This window comes from Enterococcus sp. R12, assembly GCF_058135755.1.
The window spans coordinates 2,957,264-2,973,679 of record NZ_CM176874.1 but is presented as its reverse complement, the minus strand read 5'-3'; the positions used below and the strand labels follow the sequence as shown (position 1 = coordinate 2,973,679).

Sequence of the window (16,416 nt, the reverse complement as noted above, 5' to 3'; positions counted from 1 at the left end):
AGACCACCTTTACTTGTCGATTAGATTTTGCATGGAATAAAAACCAGCTGGTTGGTTGGCTAAAAATTCCGCTGCTTTTAGCGCACCATTGGCGAAGATTTCGCGGGAGAGCGCTGTGTGTTTCAATTCAATGATTTCATCCTGCCCAGCGTAGATGACAATGTGTTCTCCAGGAATCGTTCCGCCGCGAACGGCATGGATGCCCATCTGCTTGCGGTCATTTACTAGATCACTGCCTTCACGCCCGTAGAGATACTCTTTTTTCGTTTCGCAGCTGTCATTGATACTATCTGCCAACAGCAAAGCTGTACCACTTGGTGCATCGAGTTTTTGATTATGATGCTTTTCGATGATCTCAATGTCAAAGTCAGCTTCTAATGCGGGGGTGATACTTTGTAGTGCTTTGATCAGTACATTGATCCCCAACGACATATTGGCAGAATAGAAAACTGGGATCACTTTAGCAGCCAACGGCAGCATCATCTGCGTGTCTTCCGTCAAACCAGTTGTAGCAACCACGATAGGCAGCTGCTGTTCGACACAATAGTTCAATAAGGCAGGGACATTGCTATAATGAGAAAAATCAATCACCAAATCGATCGGCTGCGTGATTTTTTCTGGACGATCATAGATTGGAAAGGGACCATCTAATTGCTCGGTACGATCCAAGCCGGCGGCCACTTCTAACTGAGGGTGCTTTGCGATCAGGCTTTGCAACACTTTGCCCATACGACCGTTTGCACCGCTTAATAAAATCTGTTTCACCAAAAACTCCTCCTTACAGCAATCCGTAATTGGTCATTTCTTCTTCTAGATGAACCAGGGTTGCATCTTCTGGGACACCCAAAGGCAAACGATAATGCAATTCACATTTGCCTAGCAAGGAGACCGCTGCTTTGATCGGCACAGGATTTACTTCACTGAAAATCGCATCGATCAACGGTTTTTGTCGCAATTGCTCTTTGATGGCGGCTTTTACATCACCATTTAAGAAATCAGCAACGAGTTGTGCCGTTTGTTTCGGAGCGATATTGCCGATCGTTGAAATCACGCCAGAGCCACCTAAAGCTAGAATTGGGGTTACTTGATCGTCATTTCCTGAGTAGATCGCAAAGTCATCATCCGCAAGACGAGCGATTTCTGCGATTTGCGAAATGTCGCCGCTGGCTTCTTTGATGCCTTTGATATTAGGGATTTTTTTCAGTTCTGCCACAGCTTCAGGTGTTAAATTTAAGCCGGTTCTTGAGCTGACGGAGTATAAGATCACTGGCAGTTCAACGCTTTGACAGATTGCTTCATAGTGAGCGACTAAACTTTTCTTGGTCGCTTTGTTGTAGTAGGGTGTTACAACCAATAATGCGTCAGCACCAACGCGCTGTGCTTCTTTTGAAAGATGGATCCCATGTTGGGTGTTGTTGGAGCCTGTTCCGCCGATGACGGGGATTCGACCAGCAACTTGTTTTACCACCGCTTCGATCACCGCGATATGTTCTTCATCGTCTAACGTGGATGCTTCACCGGTCGTACCGCATGCAATGATTGCATTCGTTCCTTGCTGCACATGCCACTCCGCTAACTCCTTCAGCTTATCGAAATCCACCGAACCATCTTGAAGCATAGGGGTGATCAACGCAACGCCAGAACCTTTGAATATTGTCAAACTACGACACATCCTTTCAACCAATTTATTTTTCGTAACTCTACGTATAAGTGTACCAAAACGAGGGGTAAATTTTTCAATAAAAATCGAAACATTTCGACAATTTATACTATAGATTATTCGAATTATATACTATAATATTAAACAATATCAATGAAAAACTGAATATTCGTTGGTTTTTATGGATATTTTTAAAAGGAATGAATAGAAAGGTGTTTTAACATGCAAGTATCGCAAGCAGTCAAAGAATTAACCGAAGACGTGGTTCGTTTTCGTCGTGAATTACATACAATCCCTGAATTAGGGTTAACTGAGTTCAAAACAAAGGAATACTTGCTGCGTCAGTTGCAATCCTTTGGGATCAAAGAAATCTATCCAGTGATTGAAACCGGCTTGATTGCGGTCTTTCGCAGCGATCGCCCAGGAAAGACGCTGGCCTTTCGAACGGATATCGATGCACTACCGATCAAAGAAGAGACAGGTGTTTCCTTTGTTTCCAAACATGAAGGGAAAATGCATGCCTGCGGTCATGACGGCCATATGGCAACGATGCTAGGGTTTGCTAAATATTTGGCAACACATCCTGAAGTGATTCGTGGAACGATCGTTTTGATTTTCCAACCAGCCGAGGAAAGCCCCGGTGGCGCTCAATTGATGATCGATGAAGGCATCTTACGAGATTTTGGCGTGGAAAAAATCGTGGGGCTGCATGTCTTCCCAGACTTTCCCGAAGGAGTCATTGCGAGCCGGAAAGGTCCGATGATGGCCCGTAACGGCGAGATCAATCTAACGATCAACGGCACGAGTGCCCATGGTGCCCAGCCTCATCAAGGACATGATGCCATTTTAGCCGCGGCTGCGATTATTCAAGGATTGCATTCGATCATTTCACGCAATATCAGCCCGCTTTCTGCTGGGGTTATCACTTTTGGGAAGATCCATGGGGGAGATGCGGAAAATATCATTCCCGGCAAGGTCGTTTTAAAAGGAACGATGCGGGCGTTTGAAGATGAAGTCTATGAAACGATGACGCGCAGAATCACCACCGTCGCACAAGAAATCGCCAAAGGATATGATTGCACGGCGGATGTCGAATTCGAACATCTTTATCGTGTCGTGGACAATGATCCTGAGATGGTGGAAGTGTTGGAAAAAGTGGTCGGGGAGAGCTACCGAGAAACACCACCATATATGTTGGCAGAGGATTTTTCGATGTACCAAAAGGAGATCCCAGGTGTCTTTTTCTTTGTGGGTACCCGAAATGAAGAAAAAGGCTATGTCCACCCTTTACACAGCAGCAAAATGAATTTTGACGAAAAAAATCTATTGCAAGGCATCGAATGCTACGTTCGTTTGATCGAGGCATTGAACGAGCCGACAGACAAGGAGTAAAGCGATGGCAAAAGAAATCAAGAACAATCACTTATACATTGACGGTTGTGATACCGTTGAGCTGGCAAAAACCTTCGGAACCCCCCTTTACGTGTATTCCGTTTCGGAGATTCGCGAAGAATGCCAAAAGATTCAGGCGCAGTTTTTGACGCGCTACAGCAAGACACGGGCAGCCTATGCCGCTAAAGCTTTCTGCACCACAGCAATGCTGCAAGTGATCAAGTCAGAAGGACTCTCATTAGACGTGGTTAGCGGTGGAGAGCTGTATACAGCGATCCAAGCTGATTTTCCAGCAGAACACATCGAGTTTAACGGGAATAATAAATCGATTGAAGAATTAGCAGCTGCCCTTGATTATGGCGTAGGACGGATCATCGTTGATGGCATTCAAGAAGTCGGCTTGATCCGCGCGTTATGTCAAGAAAAGCAAGTCGTTGCTAAAATTTTGTTGCGCATCACACCTGAGGTTTCGGTCAGCACCCATCAATTTATCTCGACCGGACAAAAAGATTCGAAATTCGGGATTCCTTTAGATGAAGAAATCTTATTTCCGTTAGTGGAAGAAGTGATTCAAGCACCTGAATTGGATTTCTATGGCCTGCATTTTCATGTCGGCAGTCAATTGTCGGACAATCGCTCACATCTAGCGGCAGTTGATGCGGCTTTGGCCCTTGTCCAAACCATTCATGAACGCTTTGATTATTGGATCAAAGAACTAAATGTTGGCGGCGGCTTTGGCGTTCGATACACAGATGCAGATATTCGCCAACCCTACAGCTACTTTTTAGATCCTGTGATGGAAAAAATCGACGCCTTTTATGCGCAGCACCAGAGCGAACGTCCGACCATCGTTATTGAACCTGGGCGCAGTATCGTCGCAGAAGCAGGTATCAGTTTGCACACCATCGGCAGTATCAAGACATTGCCGGGAATCAGAACATACGCCAGCATTGACGGTGGCATGACAGACAATATTCGTCCTGGTCTTTATCAGGCAACTTACACTGGGATCTTAGCCAACCGCGCTTCCGAAGCTGCGACACAAAAGATCACCATTTCTGGTAAAGCTTGTGAGAGCACGGACATCTTAGTAAAAGACCTTGCATTACCGCCCGTTGAAACTGGGGATCTGTTTGCTACGTTCGCAACAGGAGCTTATGGCTATTCGATGGCCAGCAGCTACAATAATTTACAGATTCCTGCAGTCGTCTTTGTGGAAAACGGCCAAGCGGAATTAGCCGTTAAACGCCAGTCCTACGAGCAAATGCTGCAAAATGAAGTGGTTCCTTCGTTTCTAAAAGAGGGAGCTTCCAGCAAGTAAAATTTTGAAAAGCAGGTGACAACATGACGATTCCTTATACAAAAATGCAAGGTGCAGGAAATGATTTTATCGTAATCGATAACCGCACATTGAAATTCTCCCATGAACAACTGTCGCAATTTGCTGCTCAGGTTTGCCATCGGAAATTTTCTGTTGGCGCGGATGCAGTCATGGCTGTGGATTTTCCCACAGGAACCGCTGATTTTCGGATGCGGTTTTACAATGCTGATGGGACCGAAGCAGAAATGTGCGGCAACGGCGCTCGCTGTATTGCCCGTTATGCCTTTGAGAAGGGAATTGCTGGCGAGCAGATGACCATCGAAACAGTTGCTGGCGATGTCCCCGCATGGCGCTTGTCGGCAAAACACTACAAAGTAACCTTGAATCCACCGACCGTGACTACATTTGATCAAGCGTACCCGAATCCAATGGTTTCTTTCGTGGACTATGTGGAATTGGGTGATCCAGGAATCCCTCATGCGGTGGTTCACTATCCTGGTCTGGCAGAAACTGAGTTGGAACAGCTGGCTGAACTTGCCAAAGAGATACGCTATTGGGAAGTTTTCCCAAAAGGGGCGAATGTCAATTTCTATGAAGAAGATGACAAGGGTGATCTGATCGTTCGCACGTATGAACGAGGGGTGGAAGGTTTTACCTATGCGTGCGGCACAGGTTCTGGTGCCACTGCGTATGTCGTGACCAAACGTCACCAGCAAGCGGCAGCGAATGTCTTGCTGCACGTGTTAGGTGGCGAGTTAACGGTAGAAGTTGATGTTGATCAGGGCGCATTAGAATTGATCGGCGATGCGGTTATGGTATCTGAAGGCTTGATTTTAGATGAGAATTTGACTGTGTAAACGCTGTGAAAACCATTGTAAAAAGATGGTGTTTTCGTGAAAAAAAGAATTGACATTCATTTGAGGCTATCGTATAGTTAAACACAACTTAAAAACACGCGATGATAAGAAGAGTAAGTCAGTTTCGATTGAATCAGAGAGCTCGGATTGGTGAGAAAGAGCACAGCCGTTTGACTGAAGATGGCCTTGGAGCGTTTGGACGTGAGCAAAAGCAAGCGTGCAGCGGGATTGCCCGTTACAGCAAAGCAGTTGATAAACTGATAAGGTTGGCAGCTTGTGCCAATGAATTAAAGGTGGTACCACGAACATGGTTGTTTCGTCCTTTCTCTATGATGGAGAAAGGACGTTTTTTTATTATAAAAAGGGGGAACTAAAAAATGAAACAGTTGAAAAAGGGAATCGTTGGGTTAGTTGCTGCTGCTGTCTTAATTACATTGGCAGCTTGTGGCAATACTAGCAGCACGGAGGATACACAGTCTGGTGAAAATAGTGTAGATGCAGTGGAAGAAAAAGTCGTTGGAGTGGCACCTGGACCATATGGGGATATGGTGACAGAGGTGATCTCTCCATTACTGGAAGAAAAAGGGTATCAACTAACGACCAAAGTGTTTAATGATTATATTCAGCCGAACAATGCCTTGGCGAATGGACAAATCGATGCCAATTTGTTTCAGCATACGGCCTATCTAGAAAAATTTTCGGCAGATAACCAGTTATCTCTTACGGCATTACAAAAAGTGCCAACATTGGGAATGGGCATCTATTCGAAGCAACTGTCCAGCTTGGATGAGTTAGCAGACGGGGCGACTGTTTCGATTGCCAATGATGCCTCAAATTTAGCTCGGACCTTGCAACTGTTAGCTGCCAATGAGTTGATCACCATCGCAGACAATATCGACGAAACGAAGGCAACGGTGAATGATATCGAAGAAAATCCGAAGAATCTGACATTTAAAGAATTAGACGCAGCCCAATTGGCTCGTTCGTTAGATACAGTCGATTTAGCTTTAGTACCAGGAAACTTCGCTTGGGCGGCTTCTCTTGATCCTGCAGATGCTTTGGCGTTGGAGTCGTTGAAAGAAGAATATAAAAATGTCTTTGTGGTGACCACCGAAGAAGAAGACAGTGATTTTGCTAAGGCAGTTACGGAAGTATTAGAAAGTGACGCATTTAAAGAAGCGATTGCCGAATCACCGTTCAGCAACTTTGATCAACCGAAATTTTGGACTGAGTAAGAAGGGCATACCTTATGGCAAAAATAGAAGTAAAACAAGTATCAGTGACATTCACTCATAAAAAACAAATCAAAAAAGCAGTGGATTCCGTTGATTTTTCCGTTCAAGCTGGAGAAGTATACGGGATCGTCGGATTGAGCGGGGCTGGGAAAAGTACCTTGGTTCGTACGTTGAATCTACTGCAGGTGCCCTCTAGCGGTCAAATTCTGATTGATGGTCAAGACATCACGCAAGCCAAAGGCAAACACTTGCGTGAAGTACGACAAAAAATCGGGATGATCTTTCAGCATTTCAATCTGATCCATAATCGAACCATCAAGGAAAATTTAGCCTTTGCTTTGCGCGCTGGTGATTATCCGAAAGATCAGCAAGAAGCGAGGATCAAGGAACTGTTGGAAATGGTGGATCTGCCTCACAAAATTCACGAGTATCCGAATAATTTGTCTGGGGGAGAAAAGCAACGGATCGGCATTGCACGAGCGATTGCCAACGAACCTGAGATTTTGTTGTGTGACGAAGCTACCAGTGCGTTAGATGTTGAAACGACCGAAGAAATTTTGAAATTGTTGATCCGAATCAAGGAACAGACAGGCATCACCATCGTCTTTATCACTCATGAATTGGATGTTGCCCGTAAGTTTTTTGATCGGGTGGCAGTGATGGAAAAGGGGCGCATCGTTGAAGAACAAACGACCTATGGCTTGTTCAGTCAGCCTAAACAGCCTATTACGAAAAAACTGGTAGGCCGCTACTTGGATCTGACGCTTCCTGAAGAGATTCTAGCATCTTTCACGCAAGGCGACTTGCTGGAATTGCGCTACCAAGGTGAGTATACGTTAGAACCGCTGATTTCGACTGTAGCGAAAGCCTACGATGTGTCGATCAATATCATCCATGGGAAAATTGAGTATATCAAAAAAGATGTGATCGGTATTTTGTATATCTATTTGACGGGACCCGCCGAAGAAGCAGCAAAAGCCCGAGAACACTTAGCTGCGAACGTCTTTTCTCTAAGAAAGATAGGTGAGAAAAATGGTTGAAACGATTGAGATTTTAAAAATAAACCTGCCTCAAGCACTATGGGAAACATTCTTTATGGTGGGGACCTCAGCAATTATAGGAGTAGTTTTCGGCTTATTGATTGGATTAGTCCTGTTTTTAGTCGGGAGTAACCTTTTTCATAAAAATATTTTCTTGCATCATCTGGCCGATTTTGTCGTCAATGCAATCCGTTCGCTGCCATTTTTGATCTTATTGATTACGCTGATTCCGTTATCAGCGATGCTGATCGGTGATCCTTATACCCCAGCGGGTGGTGCGATTGCTTTATCGATTGCCGCGATTCCTTTTTACGCCCGAATCGCTGAATCCGCATTTGCCGAAATCGACTATGGCGTCCTTGAAGCCAGCGTCGCTTCTGGAGCATCGACGGGACAGATCGTTCGCGAAGTGATTTTACCAGAAAGTCTGCCAGCTTTGATTCGCGGATTTGTGCTAACTTTGATCAGTCTTTTAGGCTACTCAGCGATGGTGGGAACAATTGGCGCAGGCGGCATTGGCGATTTAGCAATTCAGTATGGTTATTATCGCTATGAAACGGCGATTTTGATTGTGGTGATTCTCCTGCTGATTCTTCTGGTACAAATCATCCAGTGGGTCGGCGATGCTTGTGCGAATCATTTCTCAAAATAAAAACCAACACTTTGTAGCTCCTTTTCGGATACACTTGAGCTATCGCTTCTGTTATTACTCTACAGAAGCGATTTTTTTTTACTTACAGGTCACGGATTTTTGGTTGCACCGATAATGGTTTTTCGGTATGCTGATGGTGAGTTGTTTTTTTACAGCGAAAATTATATTTTAAAGGAGCAACACTATGACTCAAATTCCTAACTGTCCAAATTGCCAATCTGAATACGCTTATGAAGACCGCGGGCTGTTTGTTTGTCCTGAATGCGGAAACGAATGGCAAGAGCAACAAGCGGCGGAAGAAGCACCCGTATATAAAGATGCCAACGGCAATATTTTAGTCGATGGTGATACAGTAACGGTCATCAAAGACTTGAAAGTCAAAGGCGCATCTGGCGCCATCAAACAAGGAACGAAAGTGAAAAACATCAAATTAGTCGAAGGCGACCACAACATTGATTGCAAGATCGATGGCTTCGGCGCAATGAAACTAAAATCAGAATTTGTAAAAAAAGGTTAAAAACAAAATCTTCCAGTCATCTTCATAATTTTTTCACCACTTTAATGGTAAAATAAGGTCAAAGATTAAAAGGGGGAATTTTATCGTGTATGGTATGGGCGGATACGGGTTCGGCTTTTTTTATGACCCGACTTTCATTCTTGTAATTATCGGTATGGTGATTTCACTAGCAGCGTCAGCGTACGTCAAAAGTACCTTTAACAAATATGACAAAGTCAGAAGTAAAAATAATATTACCGGCACAAAAGCGGCGCAGTACATCTTGCAAAGCCAAGGAATTAATAATGTGGGTGTGCAAGCGATCGCTGGTGATTTGACGGATAATTACAATTCTGGCAACAAAATGCTGAGTTTATCGCAATCCACTGCACAATCAACTTCGGTAGCAGCAATCGGTGTTGCGGCTCATGAGTGTGGACACGCAGTCCAAGATGCCAAAGGTTATTTTCCTTTGCGTTTGCGTCATGCGATCGTACCGATCGCTAATATCGGAACCAGCATCTCGATCCCATTGATTTTGATTGGGGTCCTGTTACGAGGATCGTTTCTGATCAACTTAGGCTTGTTGGCTTTCTCATTGGCGTTTATTTTCCAATTAGTGACCTTGCCAGTCGAGTTCGATGCCTCAAAACGGGCGATCCGCATTTTGGCAGATGGCGGCTTGTTAACAGAAGATGAAGTACCACAAGCAAGAAGAGTGCTCTTTGCCGCAGCGTTGACGTATGTCGCAGCTGCCGTAGCAACCTTATTGCAGCTCTTACGGTTGATTATTTTATTCGGTAATAACAACCGTCGGAATTAATCGACAGTATGACAGAAAAAAGACCAGCTCAGGCATCCTGAACTGGTCTTTTTTCGTTATTCTACTATTAAGTAAATGTAATAGACGTTTTCAACGCTTTTTAAATTTTCTTCGGACAAGTTATTTTCCATCACATCATATAATTTTAGGTCGCCACCTTGTGCAATATAAATCAAAGGAATCTCAACATTTTTTTTGATTTCTAGGGGATCTTCTTCAATGTGGTAGATTGCTCCCCCGGGAAGATCTTTGTCTTCTCCAAGAGAAATATATTGAAATGCCGTAAGATCTGTCGTTGTTTCTGATGCTCCGCCATTGGAAGATAAGTTTACGAGCAGCTTTTTTTCCCCTTTAGAAATGCCAATCGTTAAATAACCGTTATAATTGCTTTTGGTATCTGTCATTAAGGAAGCAATCAACTTGTGGGTTGTTTTCTCACCTTTGTGATAGTGATCAAAGTAAACCGTCATCGCTTGAGCTTGGGTATTAAATTTTAGCTGCGAGCCAAAATCAAATAACAGTCTGGAAAGATCCATTTGATTTTCGACTTGAACTAGATGATTATCTGGAACACCCGCTATTTTTTCTCCTCGAAAAGGACCGTAATTGTAATAGTTTAAATAAAGCCCCCCTGGTAGACCAATCAATACGAACAAAGACAGTACAGCAATAACAATTGTCCTACGTGTGTTTTTTAGCCGAGCTTTTTTCACGATTTTTTTAAAATCTTGCTCTTTAATAGCCATGATTCTTTTCCTCCATTCGTTTTTTCAGTTGTTTTCTTCCTCGATATAATGCTGTTTTGATACTATCTTCCGAGCGATTCAGTAAGAAGCTTATTTCTTTTAAGCTCAAATTTTCTGCGTACTTCATGATCAAAAGGGTGGAGGTAGAAACGGGTAATTCTTGAAGTGCCTCATAAAGATCATCATCAGTTTCTTGCCAGTTGATACTAGAAGCAGTCACTGGCGAATACTGCCTGACGATTTCTCGCCGTCGCTTCGTTTGTTTATACAACGTAAAGTAACCATTGATACCCACACGAAACAGCCACGGACGAATCGCTTCTGCGGATAAGACCGAATCGATTTCAAGGATTTTAACAACTGCTTCTTGAGCAATATCTTCGGCATCCTGTTGTGAAGCGCCGAGGGACTGCAGGTAATGAACCAAGTCATTCGTTAACTGCAGTAAATAATGTTCGTAAGCATCCAAACGCATTTTTCCCCCTCCTTAACAATACAACAACTGAAAGTAAAAAAAGTGAACATCTTTCAACTAAAAAAATCGAAAAAAATCGAGAAAACGTTAAATTAATCGATTGAGTTGTGCTTATTTTCTCAAAGGAATCGGAAAAAAACAATCAGCTTTTGAAGGGAATTACATGCTTTTCAGAAGACAGTGACGATTTATAACAAAAAAATAGCAGGATAGCTGCCTCTATCCTGCAAAAGAAAAATTATACTAGCGTAGAAGGCAGGAATCGAACCTGCACCTCGTCTTTGCCAAAAATAACCAGAAATACGTTCCGATCATTTTTACCAAAACGAGTAAAGCGCCAGACTTCATCTACACTTTGTATTATGCCAAAGAGAGTTCAACGATTTCGTAAGAAGCAATGAAAAATTTGCAAAAAGTTGTGCAGAAAACATGAAGGTTGTTTAAGAAAGAATAACCATAGAACTTAATCGTGAAAAAGAAGGAACCAGCTGTATCGATAAGTAAAGCGCTTTGTCTGGAAACTTCGTTTTTTTCTGAAAAAATCAAATAAAGTTTTCTTGACATTTGCTAGGTGAGAATGTATCATTCTGTTTGGGCACTCTTTACAAGAGTCAGAAAGTGATTTAGAATTTTCGCTCCCTATTCATTTATGGATAGGGAGCTTTTATTATTTTCTAAATGCTTTTCCTGTAAAATAGATTAAAGGAGTTTTTCAGTTTATGACAAAATATATTTTTGTAACCGGCGGTGTGGTTTCTTCTATTGGTAAAGGGATCGTAGCAGCATCATTAGGACGTCTGTTGAAAAATCGCGGCTTGAAAGTAACGATTCAAAAATTCGATCCGTACATCAACGTCGATCCAGGAACGATGAGCCCATACCAACATGGTGAAGTATTCGTAACCGATGATGGAGCAGAGACCGACTTAGACTTAGGTCACTATGAACGCTTTATCGATATCAATTTGAACAAATACTCAAATGTAACAACTGGAAAAATCTATTCAGAAGTTTTGCGGAAAGAGCGTAAAGGAGAATACTTAGGCGCAACTGTTCAAGTGATCCCGCATATCACCAACGAGATCAAAGAAAAAATCATGCGGGCAGCCAAAATGACTGATTCAGATGTGATCATTACAGAAGTCGGCGGTACAGTAGGGGATATTGAGTCATTGCCATTTCTAGAAGCTTTGCGTCAAATGAAAGCAGACGTAGGTTCAGACAATGTGATGTACATCCACACCACGCTGATTCCTTATTTGAAAGCAGCGAGCGAAATGAAAACCAAACCGACCCAACACAGTGTGAAGGAACTGCGCGGCTTAGGGATTCAACCAAATATCTTGGTCGTTCGTACAGAACAACCCGTAGGACAATCAACGAAAAACAAATTGGCCCAATTCTGTGACGTGGCACCAGAAGCCGTGATCGAATCTCGTGACGTTGAGACCCTTTATTCGATTCCATTGGCACTGCAAGCGCAAGGCATGGATCAAATCGTGTGTGATCATTTGAAACTGACTGCACCAGCTGCTGACATGACTGAATGGCAAGCATTGGAAGAAAAGGTACTGAATTTGAAGAAAAAAGTACGTATCGCATTAGTCGGAAAATACGTGGAATTGCCAGATGCTTATCTATCAGTTGTCGAAGCCTTGAAACATTCTGGTTTTGCCTTTGATGCAGACATCGAGATCGATTGGATCAAAGCCCAAGAAATCACACGAGAAAACGTGGATTCTTACTTAGGTGAAGTAGACGGTATTCTTGTTCCTGGTGGATTCGGTGATCGCGGGATTGAAGGAAAAATCGAAGCGATCCGATATGCTCGGGAAAACGATGTGCCATTCTTAGGGATTTGTCTAGGGATGCAAATGGCTTGTGTGGAATATGCCCGCAATGTCGTTGGCTTGGAAAATGCCAATTCCGCAGAAACAGATCCTGAAACAGCCAACAACATCATTGATTTGATGGCTGACCAAGAAAACATCGAAAACTTAGGTGGGACATTGCGCTTAGGCTTGTACCCATGTAAAGTGAAGAAAGGCACCAAAACAGCTGCAGCTTATGACGGAGAAGAAGTTGTTCAAGAACGTCACCGTCATCGTTATGAATTCAACAACAAATACCGTGAAATCTTTGAAGCAAACGGGATGGTCTTCTCAGGTGTGTCACCAGACAATCGTTTGGTTGAGATCGTTGAGATCCCAGAAAACAAATTCTTTGTGGGTTGCCAATTCCACCCAGAATTGATTTCTCGTCCAACTCGCCCACAACGCTTGATCAAAGCATTTGTTGGAGCTTCATTAGACAACCGCCAAGCATAATAATCGCTAGCGGCAAACCAAGGAATGAATGTGCGAAACTCCTCATCTCAAGATGGGGAGTTTTTTTGAGTTGCGCCATCCCAATAATCCGTAAAAGGTTGAAACTTGCGAGAGCGTTGGTAGAAGGTATCTGTTTCTGCACACAAAAAACTTCCGTCAAAACGACCGGAAGTTTCTGGCTGATGCATTATTTTTTTCGCTAACAGTTTGAATGAAATCCGCCAGCGGGAAACCCATGTTGATTTGCTGGTGCCTAGAGAGGATTATTCTTTTAGCTTATACCCTTGGTCTAAGAGCATTTCCTCTGTACGTTCCATGCTGATCCCATTTTCAGTGTTTCCTTCGAAACTAACCCCAGGCAATTGTTTCGCTGAATCATAATCCAACTCATCATAATTGATGGTCAAGGATTCAGTCGCTTCACTATCTGTATAGTCGAGGGAATAGTCCAACCCTTTGACTTGCTGATACTTCTTAGCGATCGGATCAAGCACGGTTTGTGCTTCTTCTTTAGTCGTTACCCCGATCGCTGAATAAGGCATGACATTGTTCGCAGTCTGAGTTTTTACTTTATCGCCTTCATAAGTGAAGACCAGTTCCATCGAAACCCCATTTTGATCCATTGTGAATGTTTTGGTTTCTTCCTTGGCCCCCGAGCTACAGCTTGCCAAGAAAAGAACTCCGATGACTGTCAAAAATCCAATAAGCGCTTTTTTCATTTTATCCCTCCTTTTTTACATAATAATATAGCCGCTTTCACAAGGCTATTCTTATGCTCAAAAGAGAAGAGGGAAGGATTTGCTGGAAGATTATGATAAAATAACGAAAAAATATGTGAAATTTTTCTCGAATTTTCACATGCCGATTTGTTATCTAACGACCGCAGACAGAAGAGCAAAACCTTACAGAATCCTAGACTTTCAGAAAAGATGATGAAAATGCTGGATTTTTATATTTGTGCAATCTTTTTTTGAAAAGAGAAATTCCTCTTTTTAGTAGCAAATACCGCAAATCTTTGCTAAAATAGCATTGTCGGTTAAGCATTGCTTAACAAATAAAGTTTTTCAAAACTTAGGAGGAATTTTTTATGCCAGTAGTATCAGGAGCTGAATTCTTAAAAGCTGCTCGTCAAGGCGGATATGCAGTCGGCGGATTCAACACAAACAACTTAGAATGGACACAAGCGATTTTAAAAGCTGCTGAAGCGAAAAAAGCGCCAGTTCTAATCCAAACTTCAATGGGTGCTGCCAAATATATGGGCGGATACAAAGTTGCTAAAGACATCGTTACAAACTTGGTTGATTCAATGAACATCACTGTTCCCGTTGCAATCCACTTAGACCACGGTGATTATGATGCAGCAATGGAATGTATCGAAGTTGGTTACACTTCTGTTATGTTTGATGGCTCTCACTTACCATTTGAAGAAAACTTGAAATTGGCTAAAGAAGTTGTCGAAAAAGCACACGCAAAAGGCGTTTCTGTTGAGTGTGAAGTTGGTTCAATCGGCGGAGAAGAAGATGGAATCATCGGTTCTGGCGAATTAGCTGACATCGAAGAATGTAAACAAATGGTTGCAACTGGTATTGATTACCTAGCTTGCGGAATTGGTAACATTCACGGTCAATACCCTGAAAACTGGAAAGGCCTTGCTTTTGACCACTTACAAGCAATCGCTGATGCAGTAGGTTCTGATGTACCATTAGTATTACACGGTGGTTCTGGTATTCCTCAAGACCAAATCGAAAAAGCAATCTCAATGGGTGTTTCTAAAGTAAACGTAAATACTGAATTCCAATTATCATTTGCTAAAGCAACTCGTGAATACATCGAAGCTGGCAAAGATAAAGAAGGTAAAGGATTCGACCCTCGTAAATTATTAGCACCAGGTGTTGCTGCAATCGTTAAAGATGCAGAAGAACACATCGACTGGTTCGGTTCAGCTGGTAAAGCTTAATCTTAATCAAAGATCAAAACTCTTAGAATCACTGATTCTAAGAGTTTTTTTGTTTTCCAAGAAAATATTCTTGATGCGGGGATCAAAAATATCCTGCATCTTTTTTCTTTGAGTGATCTGTGCTAAAATTGGAATGATACACATAAATTAAAAAAGAGTATAGGTGGAATTCCATGAAAAAAATTGTCATCAACGGCAATCGTCCCTTAAAAGGTGAAGTCACCATTAGCGGCGCAAAAAACAGTGCAGTCGCATTGATCCCGGCAGCGATCTTAGCTGATTCACCGGTCATTTTAGAAGGAGTGCCTGACATCCAAGATGTGCACTCATTAATTGAGATTATCGAAATCATGGGTGTGAAGACCCATTTTGAAAACAATACGCTAGAGATCGATCCGACAAACATCGTTTCGATCCCGATGCCTAACGGAAAAATCAACAGTCTACGAGCTTCTTACTATTTCATGGGGGCATTGTTGGCGAAGTTTGGTGAAGGCGTCGTTGGATTGCCTGGCGGCTGCTTCTTAGGCCCGCGACCAATCGATTTGCATATTAAAGGCTTCGAAGCACTTGGCGCAAAAGTCACCAACGAACATGGTGCCATGTACTTGCGTACCGAAGAAGAAGGCTTGACTGGTGAACGAATCTTCCTAGATATGGTCTCCATCGGAGCAACCATCAATGTGATGCTGGCAGCAGTAAAAGCCAAAGGCAAAACGATCATTGAAAATGCCGCACGAGAACCTGAGATCATTGATGTTGCGACCCTTTTAAATAATATGGGAGCGAAAATCAGAGGTGCAGGTACCAATGAAATTCGTATCGAAGGCGTGGAAGAATTGCACGGTTGTCGTCATTCCATCATTCCAGACCGGATCGAAGCAGGAACCTACCTTTCTTTAGCCGCAGCAGCGGGGGAAGGCATTACTGTCAAAAATGTGATTTATGAGCATTTAGAAAGCTACATTGCGAAATTGGAAGAAATTGGCGTACGAATGGATATCAGCGAAGATGAAATCTATGTGCATCCCTCAAAAGACTTGAAACCAGCGACTGTGAAAACCTATCCTTATCCAGGATTTGCCACAGACCTGCAACAGCCGATCACACCATTATTGCTAAAAGCAAAAGGAACGTCGGAGATCATGGACACGATTTACGCCAAACGGGTCAACCATATTCCTGAATTAGCACGAATGGGCGCACAAGCAACGACAGAAGGCAACATGATTTTTGTCAGCGGACCGAGCCAATTGCACGGAGCAGAAGTTGTCGCTTCTGATTTACGAGCAGGAGCTTGCCTTGTCATTGCCGGATTGATGGCGACTGGCACGACCAGCGTCTTTAATGTCGAGTATATTTTGCGCGGCTATGATCATATCATCGAAAAACTAACGGCTCTTGGAGCTGATATTCAAATGATAGAGGAGTAATT

The 16,416-nt window shown here is 43.0% G+C and carries 16 protein-coding genes and 1 other annotated feature; of the genes, 11 read left to right on the top strand and 5 right to left on the bottom strand.

Annotated features, from left to right (window positions below; all coding sequences use genetic code 11):
* Positions 1-9 precede the first annotated feature (9 nt).
* On the bottom strand, positions 10-765 hold the full coding sequence (dapB, locus tag ACTW1R_RS13800) for a 4-hydroxy-tetrahydrodipicolinate reductase (protein ID WP_015510324.1): 756 nt from the start codon (positions 763-765) through the stop codon (positions 10-12).
* Between the two features lie 13 nt (positions 766-778).
* Positions 779-1,660 carry a 4-hydroxy-tetrahydrodipicolinate synthase gene (gene dapA, locus ACTW1R_RS13795; RefSeq protein WP_008380503.1) on the bottom strand — a complete coding sequence of 294 codons (882 nt, stop codon included), beginning with the start codon at positions 1,658-1,660 and terminating at the stop codon, positions 779-781.
* A gap of 222 nt (positions 1,661-1,882) precedes the next feature.
* On the opposite strand from dapA, the gene ACTW1R_RS13790 reads away from it, so the two are divergent.
* From ACTW1R_RS13790 to ACTW1R_RS13755, 8 genes are all read left to right on the top strand, one after another.
* Positions 1,883-3,052 (top strand): M20 metallopeptidase family protein, encoded by a 1,170-nt coding sequence (locus tag ACTW1R_RS13790; RefSeq protein ID WP_005228259.1) that lies wholly within the window; start codon positions 1,883-1,885, stop codon positions 3,050-3,052.
* A gap of 4 nt (positions 3,053-3,056) precedes the next feature.
* Positions 3,057-4,373 (top strand): diaminopimelate decarboxylase, encoded by a 1,317-nt coding sequence (gene lysA / locus ACTW1R_RS13785; protein ID WP_010749977.1) that lies wholly within the window; start codon positions 3,057-3,059, stop codon positions 4,371-4,373.
* Positions 4,374-4,396: 23 nt separating this feature from the next.
* Positions 4,397-5,230 carry a diaminopimelate epimerase gene (dapF, locus tag ACTW1R_RS13780; protein ID WP_005228261.1) on the top strand — a complete coding sequence of 278 codons (834 nt, stop codon included), beginning with the start codon at positions 4,397-4,399 and terminating at the stop codon, positions 5,228-5,230.
* A gap of 92 nt (positions 5,231-5,322) precedes the next feature.
* Positions 5,323-5,557, top strand: a binding site (T-box leader).
* Positions 5,558-5,607: 50 nt separating this feature from the next.
* Positions 5,608-6,465, top strand: a complete 858-nt coding sequence (locus ACTW1R_RS13775; RefSeq protein ID WP_087628000.1) for a MetQ/NlpA family ABC transporter substrate-binding protein — start codon at positions 5,608-5,610, stop codon at positions 6,463-6,465.
* Positions 6,466-6,479: 14 nt separating this feature from the next.
* On the top strand, positions 6,480-7,505 hold the full coding sequence (locus tag ACTW1R_RS13770) for a methionine ABC transporter ATP-binding protein (RefSeq protein ID WP_015510321.1): 1,026 nt from the start codon (positions 6,480-6,482) through the stop codon (positions 7,503-7,505).
* On the top strand, positions 7,498-8,157 hold the full coding sequence (locus ACTW1R_RS13765) for a methionine ABC transporter permease (RefSeq protein WP_087627999.1): 660 nt from the start codon (positions 7,498-7,500) through the stop codon (positions 8,155-8,157). The genes ACTW1R_RS13770 and ACTW1R_RS13765 overlap by 8 nt, the downstream gene beginning before the upstream one ends.
* A 184-nt stretch (positions 8,158-8,341) precedes the next feature.
* Positions 8,342-8,674: a zinc ribbon domain-containing protein YjdM gene (locus ACTW1R_RS13760; protein WP_005228268.1), complete on the top strand. Its 333-nt coding sequence runs from the start codon at positions 8,342-8,344 to the stop codon at positions 8,672-8,674.
* Between the two features lie 94 nt (positions 8,675-8,768).
* Positions 8,769-9,476: a zinc metallopeptidase gene (locus ACTW1R_RS13755; protein ID WP_005228270.1), complete on the top strand. Its 708-nt coding sequence runs from the start codon at positions 8,769-8,771 to the stop codon at positions 9,474-9,476.
* A gap of 56 nt (positions 9,477-9,532) precedes the next feature.
* Here ACTW1R_RS13755 and ACTW1R_RS13750 read toward each other — a convergent pair whose 3' ends face one another.
* Together ACTW1R_RS13750 and ACTW1R_RS13745 are read right to left on the bottom strand one after the other, a co-directional pair.
* Entirely contained in the window at positions 9,533-10,222 is a 690-nt protein-coding gene (locus ACTW1R_RS13750) for a hypothetical protein (RefSeq protein ID WP_087627998.1), read from the bottom strand.
* Positions 10,212-10,697, bottom strand: coding sequence for an RNA polymerase sigma factor (locus ACTW1R_RS13745; RefSeq protein ID WP_087627997.1), 486 nt, complete (start codon positions 10,695-10,697; stop codon positions 10,212-10,214). The genes ACTW1R_RS13750 and ACTW1R_RS13745 overlap by 11 nt, the downstream gene beginning before the upstream one ends.
* Before the next feature lie 719 nt (positions 10,698-11,416).
* Between ACTW1R_RS13745 and pyrG the strand changes: the two genes are divergently transcribed.
* Complete coding sequence (gene pyrG, locus ACTW1R_RS13740) at positions 11,417-13,024, top strand: CTP synthase (protein ID WP_375826480.1); 1,608 nt, start codon at positions 11,417-11,419, stop codon at positions 13,022-13,024.
* A gap of 263 nt (positions 13,025-13,287) precedes the next feature.
* On the opposite strand, the gene ACTW1R_RS13735 is transcribed toward pyrG, so the two are convergent.
* Positions 13,288-13,743, bottom strand: coding sequence for a YehR family lipoprotein (locus tag ACTW1R_RS13735; RefSeq protein ID WP_087627996.1), 456 nt, complete (start codon positions 13,741-13,743; stop codon positions 13,288-13,290).
* 368 nt (positions 13,744-14,111) lie between these two features.
* Here ACTW1R_RS13735 and ACTW1R_RS13730 point away from each other — a divergent pair, with 368 nt between their 5' ends.
* On the top strand, positions 14,112-14,981 hold the full coding sequence (locus tag ACTW1R_RS13730) for a class II fructose-bisphosphate aldolase (protein WP_005228297.1): 870 nt from the start codon (positions 14,112-14,114) through the stop codon (positions 14,979-14,981).
* Between the two features lie 173 nt (positions 14,982-15,154).
* Positions 15,155-16,414 (top strand): UDP-N-acetylglucosamine 1-carboxyvinyltransferase, encoded by a 1,260-nt coding sequence (murA, locus tag ACTW1R_RS13725; RefSeq protein WP_060791464.1) that lies wholly within the window; start codon positions 15,155-15,157, stop codon positions 16,412-16,414.
* The last annotated feature ends 2 nt before the right edge of the window (positions 16,415-16,416 follow it).

Excerpts from the sequence above, each read along its gene's own strand:
- ACTW1R_RS13790 (WP_005228259.1), top strand. The coding sequence starts at position 1,883 with ATGCAAGTATCGCAAGCAGTCAAAGAATTAACCGAAGACGTGGTTCGT.
- lysA (WP_010749977.1), top strand. The coding sequence starts at position 3,057 with ATGGCAAAAGAAATCAAGAACAATCACTTATACATTGACGGTTGTGAT.
- dapF (WP_005228261.1), top strand. The coding sequence starts at position 4,397 with ATGACGATTCCTTATACAAAAATGCAAGGTGCAGGAAATGATTTTATC.
- ACTW1R_RS13775 (WP_087628000.1), top strand. The coding sequence starts at position 5,608 with ATGAAACAGTTGAAAAAGGGAATCGTTGGGTTAGTTGCTGCTGCTGTC.
- ACTW1R_RS13770 (WP_015510321.1), top strand. The coding sequence starts at position 6,480 with ATGGCAAAAATAGAAGTAAAACAAGTATCAGTGACATTCACTCATAAA.
- ACTW1R_RS13765 (WP_087627999.1), top strand. The coding sequence starts at position 7,498 with ATGGTTGAAACGATTGAGATTTTAAAAATAAACCTGCCTCAAGCACTA.
- ACTW1R_RS13760 (WP_005228268.1), top strand. The coding sequence starts at position 8,342 with ATGACTCAAATTCCTAACTGTCCAAATTGCCAATCTGAATACGCTTAT.
- ACTW1R_RS13755 (WP_005228270.1), top strand. The coding sequence starts at position 8,769 with ATGGGCGGATACGGGTTCGGCTTTTTTTATGACCCGACTTTCATTCTT.
- ACTW1R_RS13750 (WP_087627998.1), bottom strand. The coding sequence starts at position 10,222 with ATGGCTATTAAAGAGCAAGATTTTAAAAAAATCGTGAAAAAAGCTCGG.
- ACTW1R_RS13745 (WP_087627997.1), bottom strand. The coding sequence starts at position 10,697 with ATGCGTTTGGATGCTTACGAACATTATTTACTGCAGTTAACGAATGAC.
- pyrG (WP_375826480.1), top strand. The coding sequence starts at position 11,417 with ATGACAAAATATATTTTTGTAACCGGCGGTGTGGTTTCTTCTATTGGT.
- ACTW1R_RS13735 (WP_087627996.1), bottom strand. The coding sequence starts at position 13,743 with ATGAAAAAAGCGCTTATTGGATTTTTGACAGTCATCGGAGTTCTTTTC.
- ACTW1R_RS13730 (WP_005228297.1), top strand. The coding sequence starts at position 14,112 with ATGCCAGTAGTATCAGGAGCTGAATTCTTAAAAGCTGCTCGTCAAGGC.
- murA (WP_060791464.1), top strand. The coding sequence starts at position 15,155 with ATGAAAAAAATTGTCATCAACGGCAATCGTCCCTTAAAAGGTGAAGTC.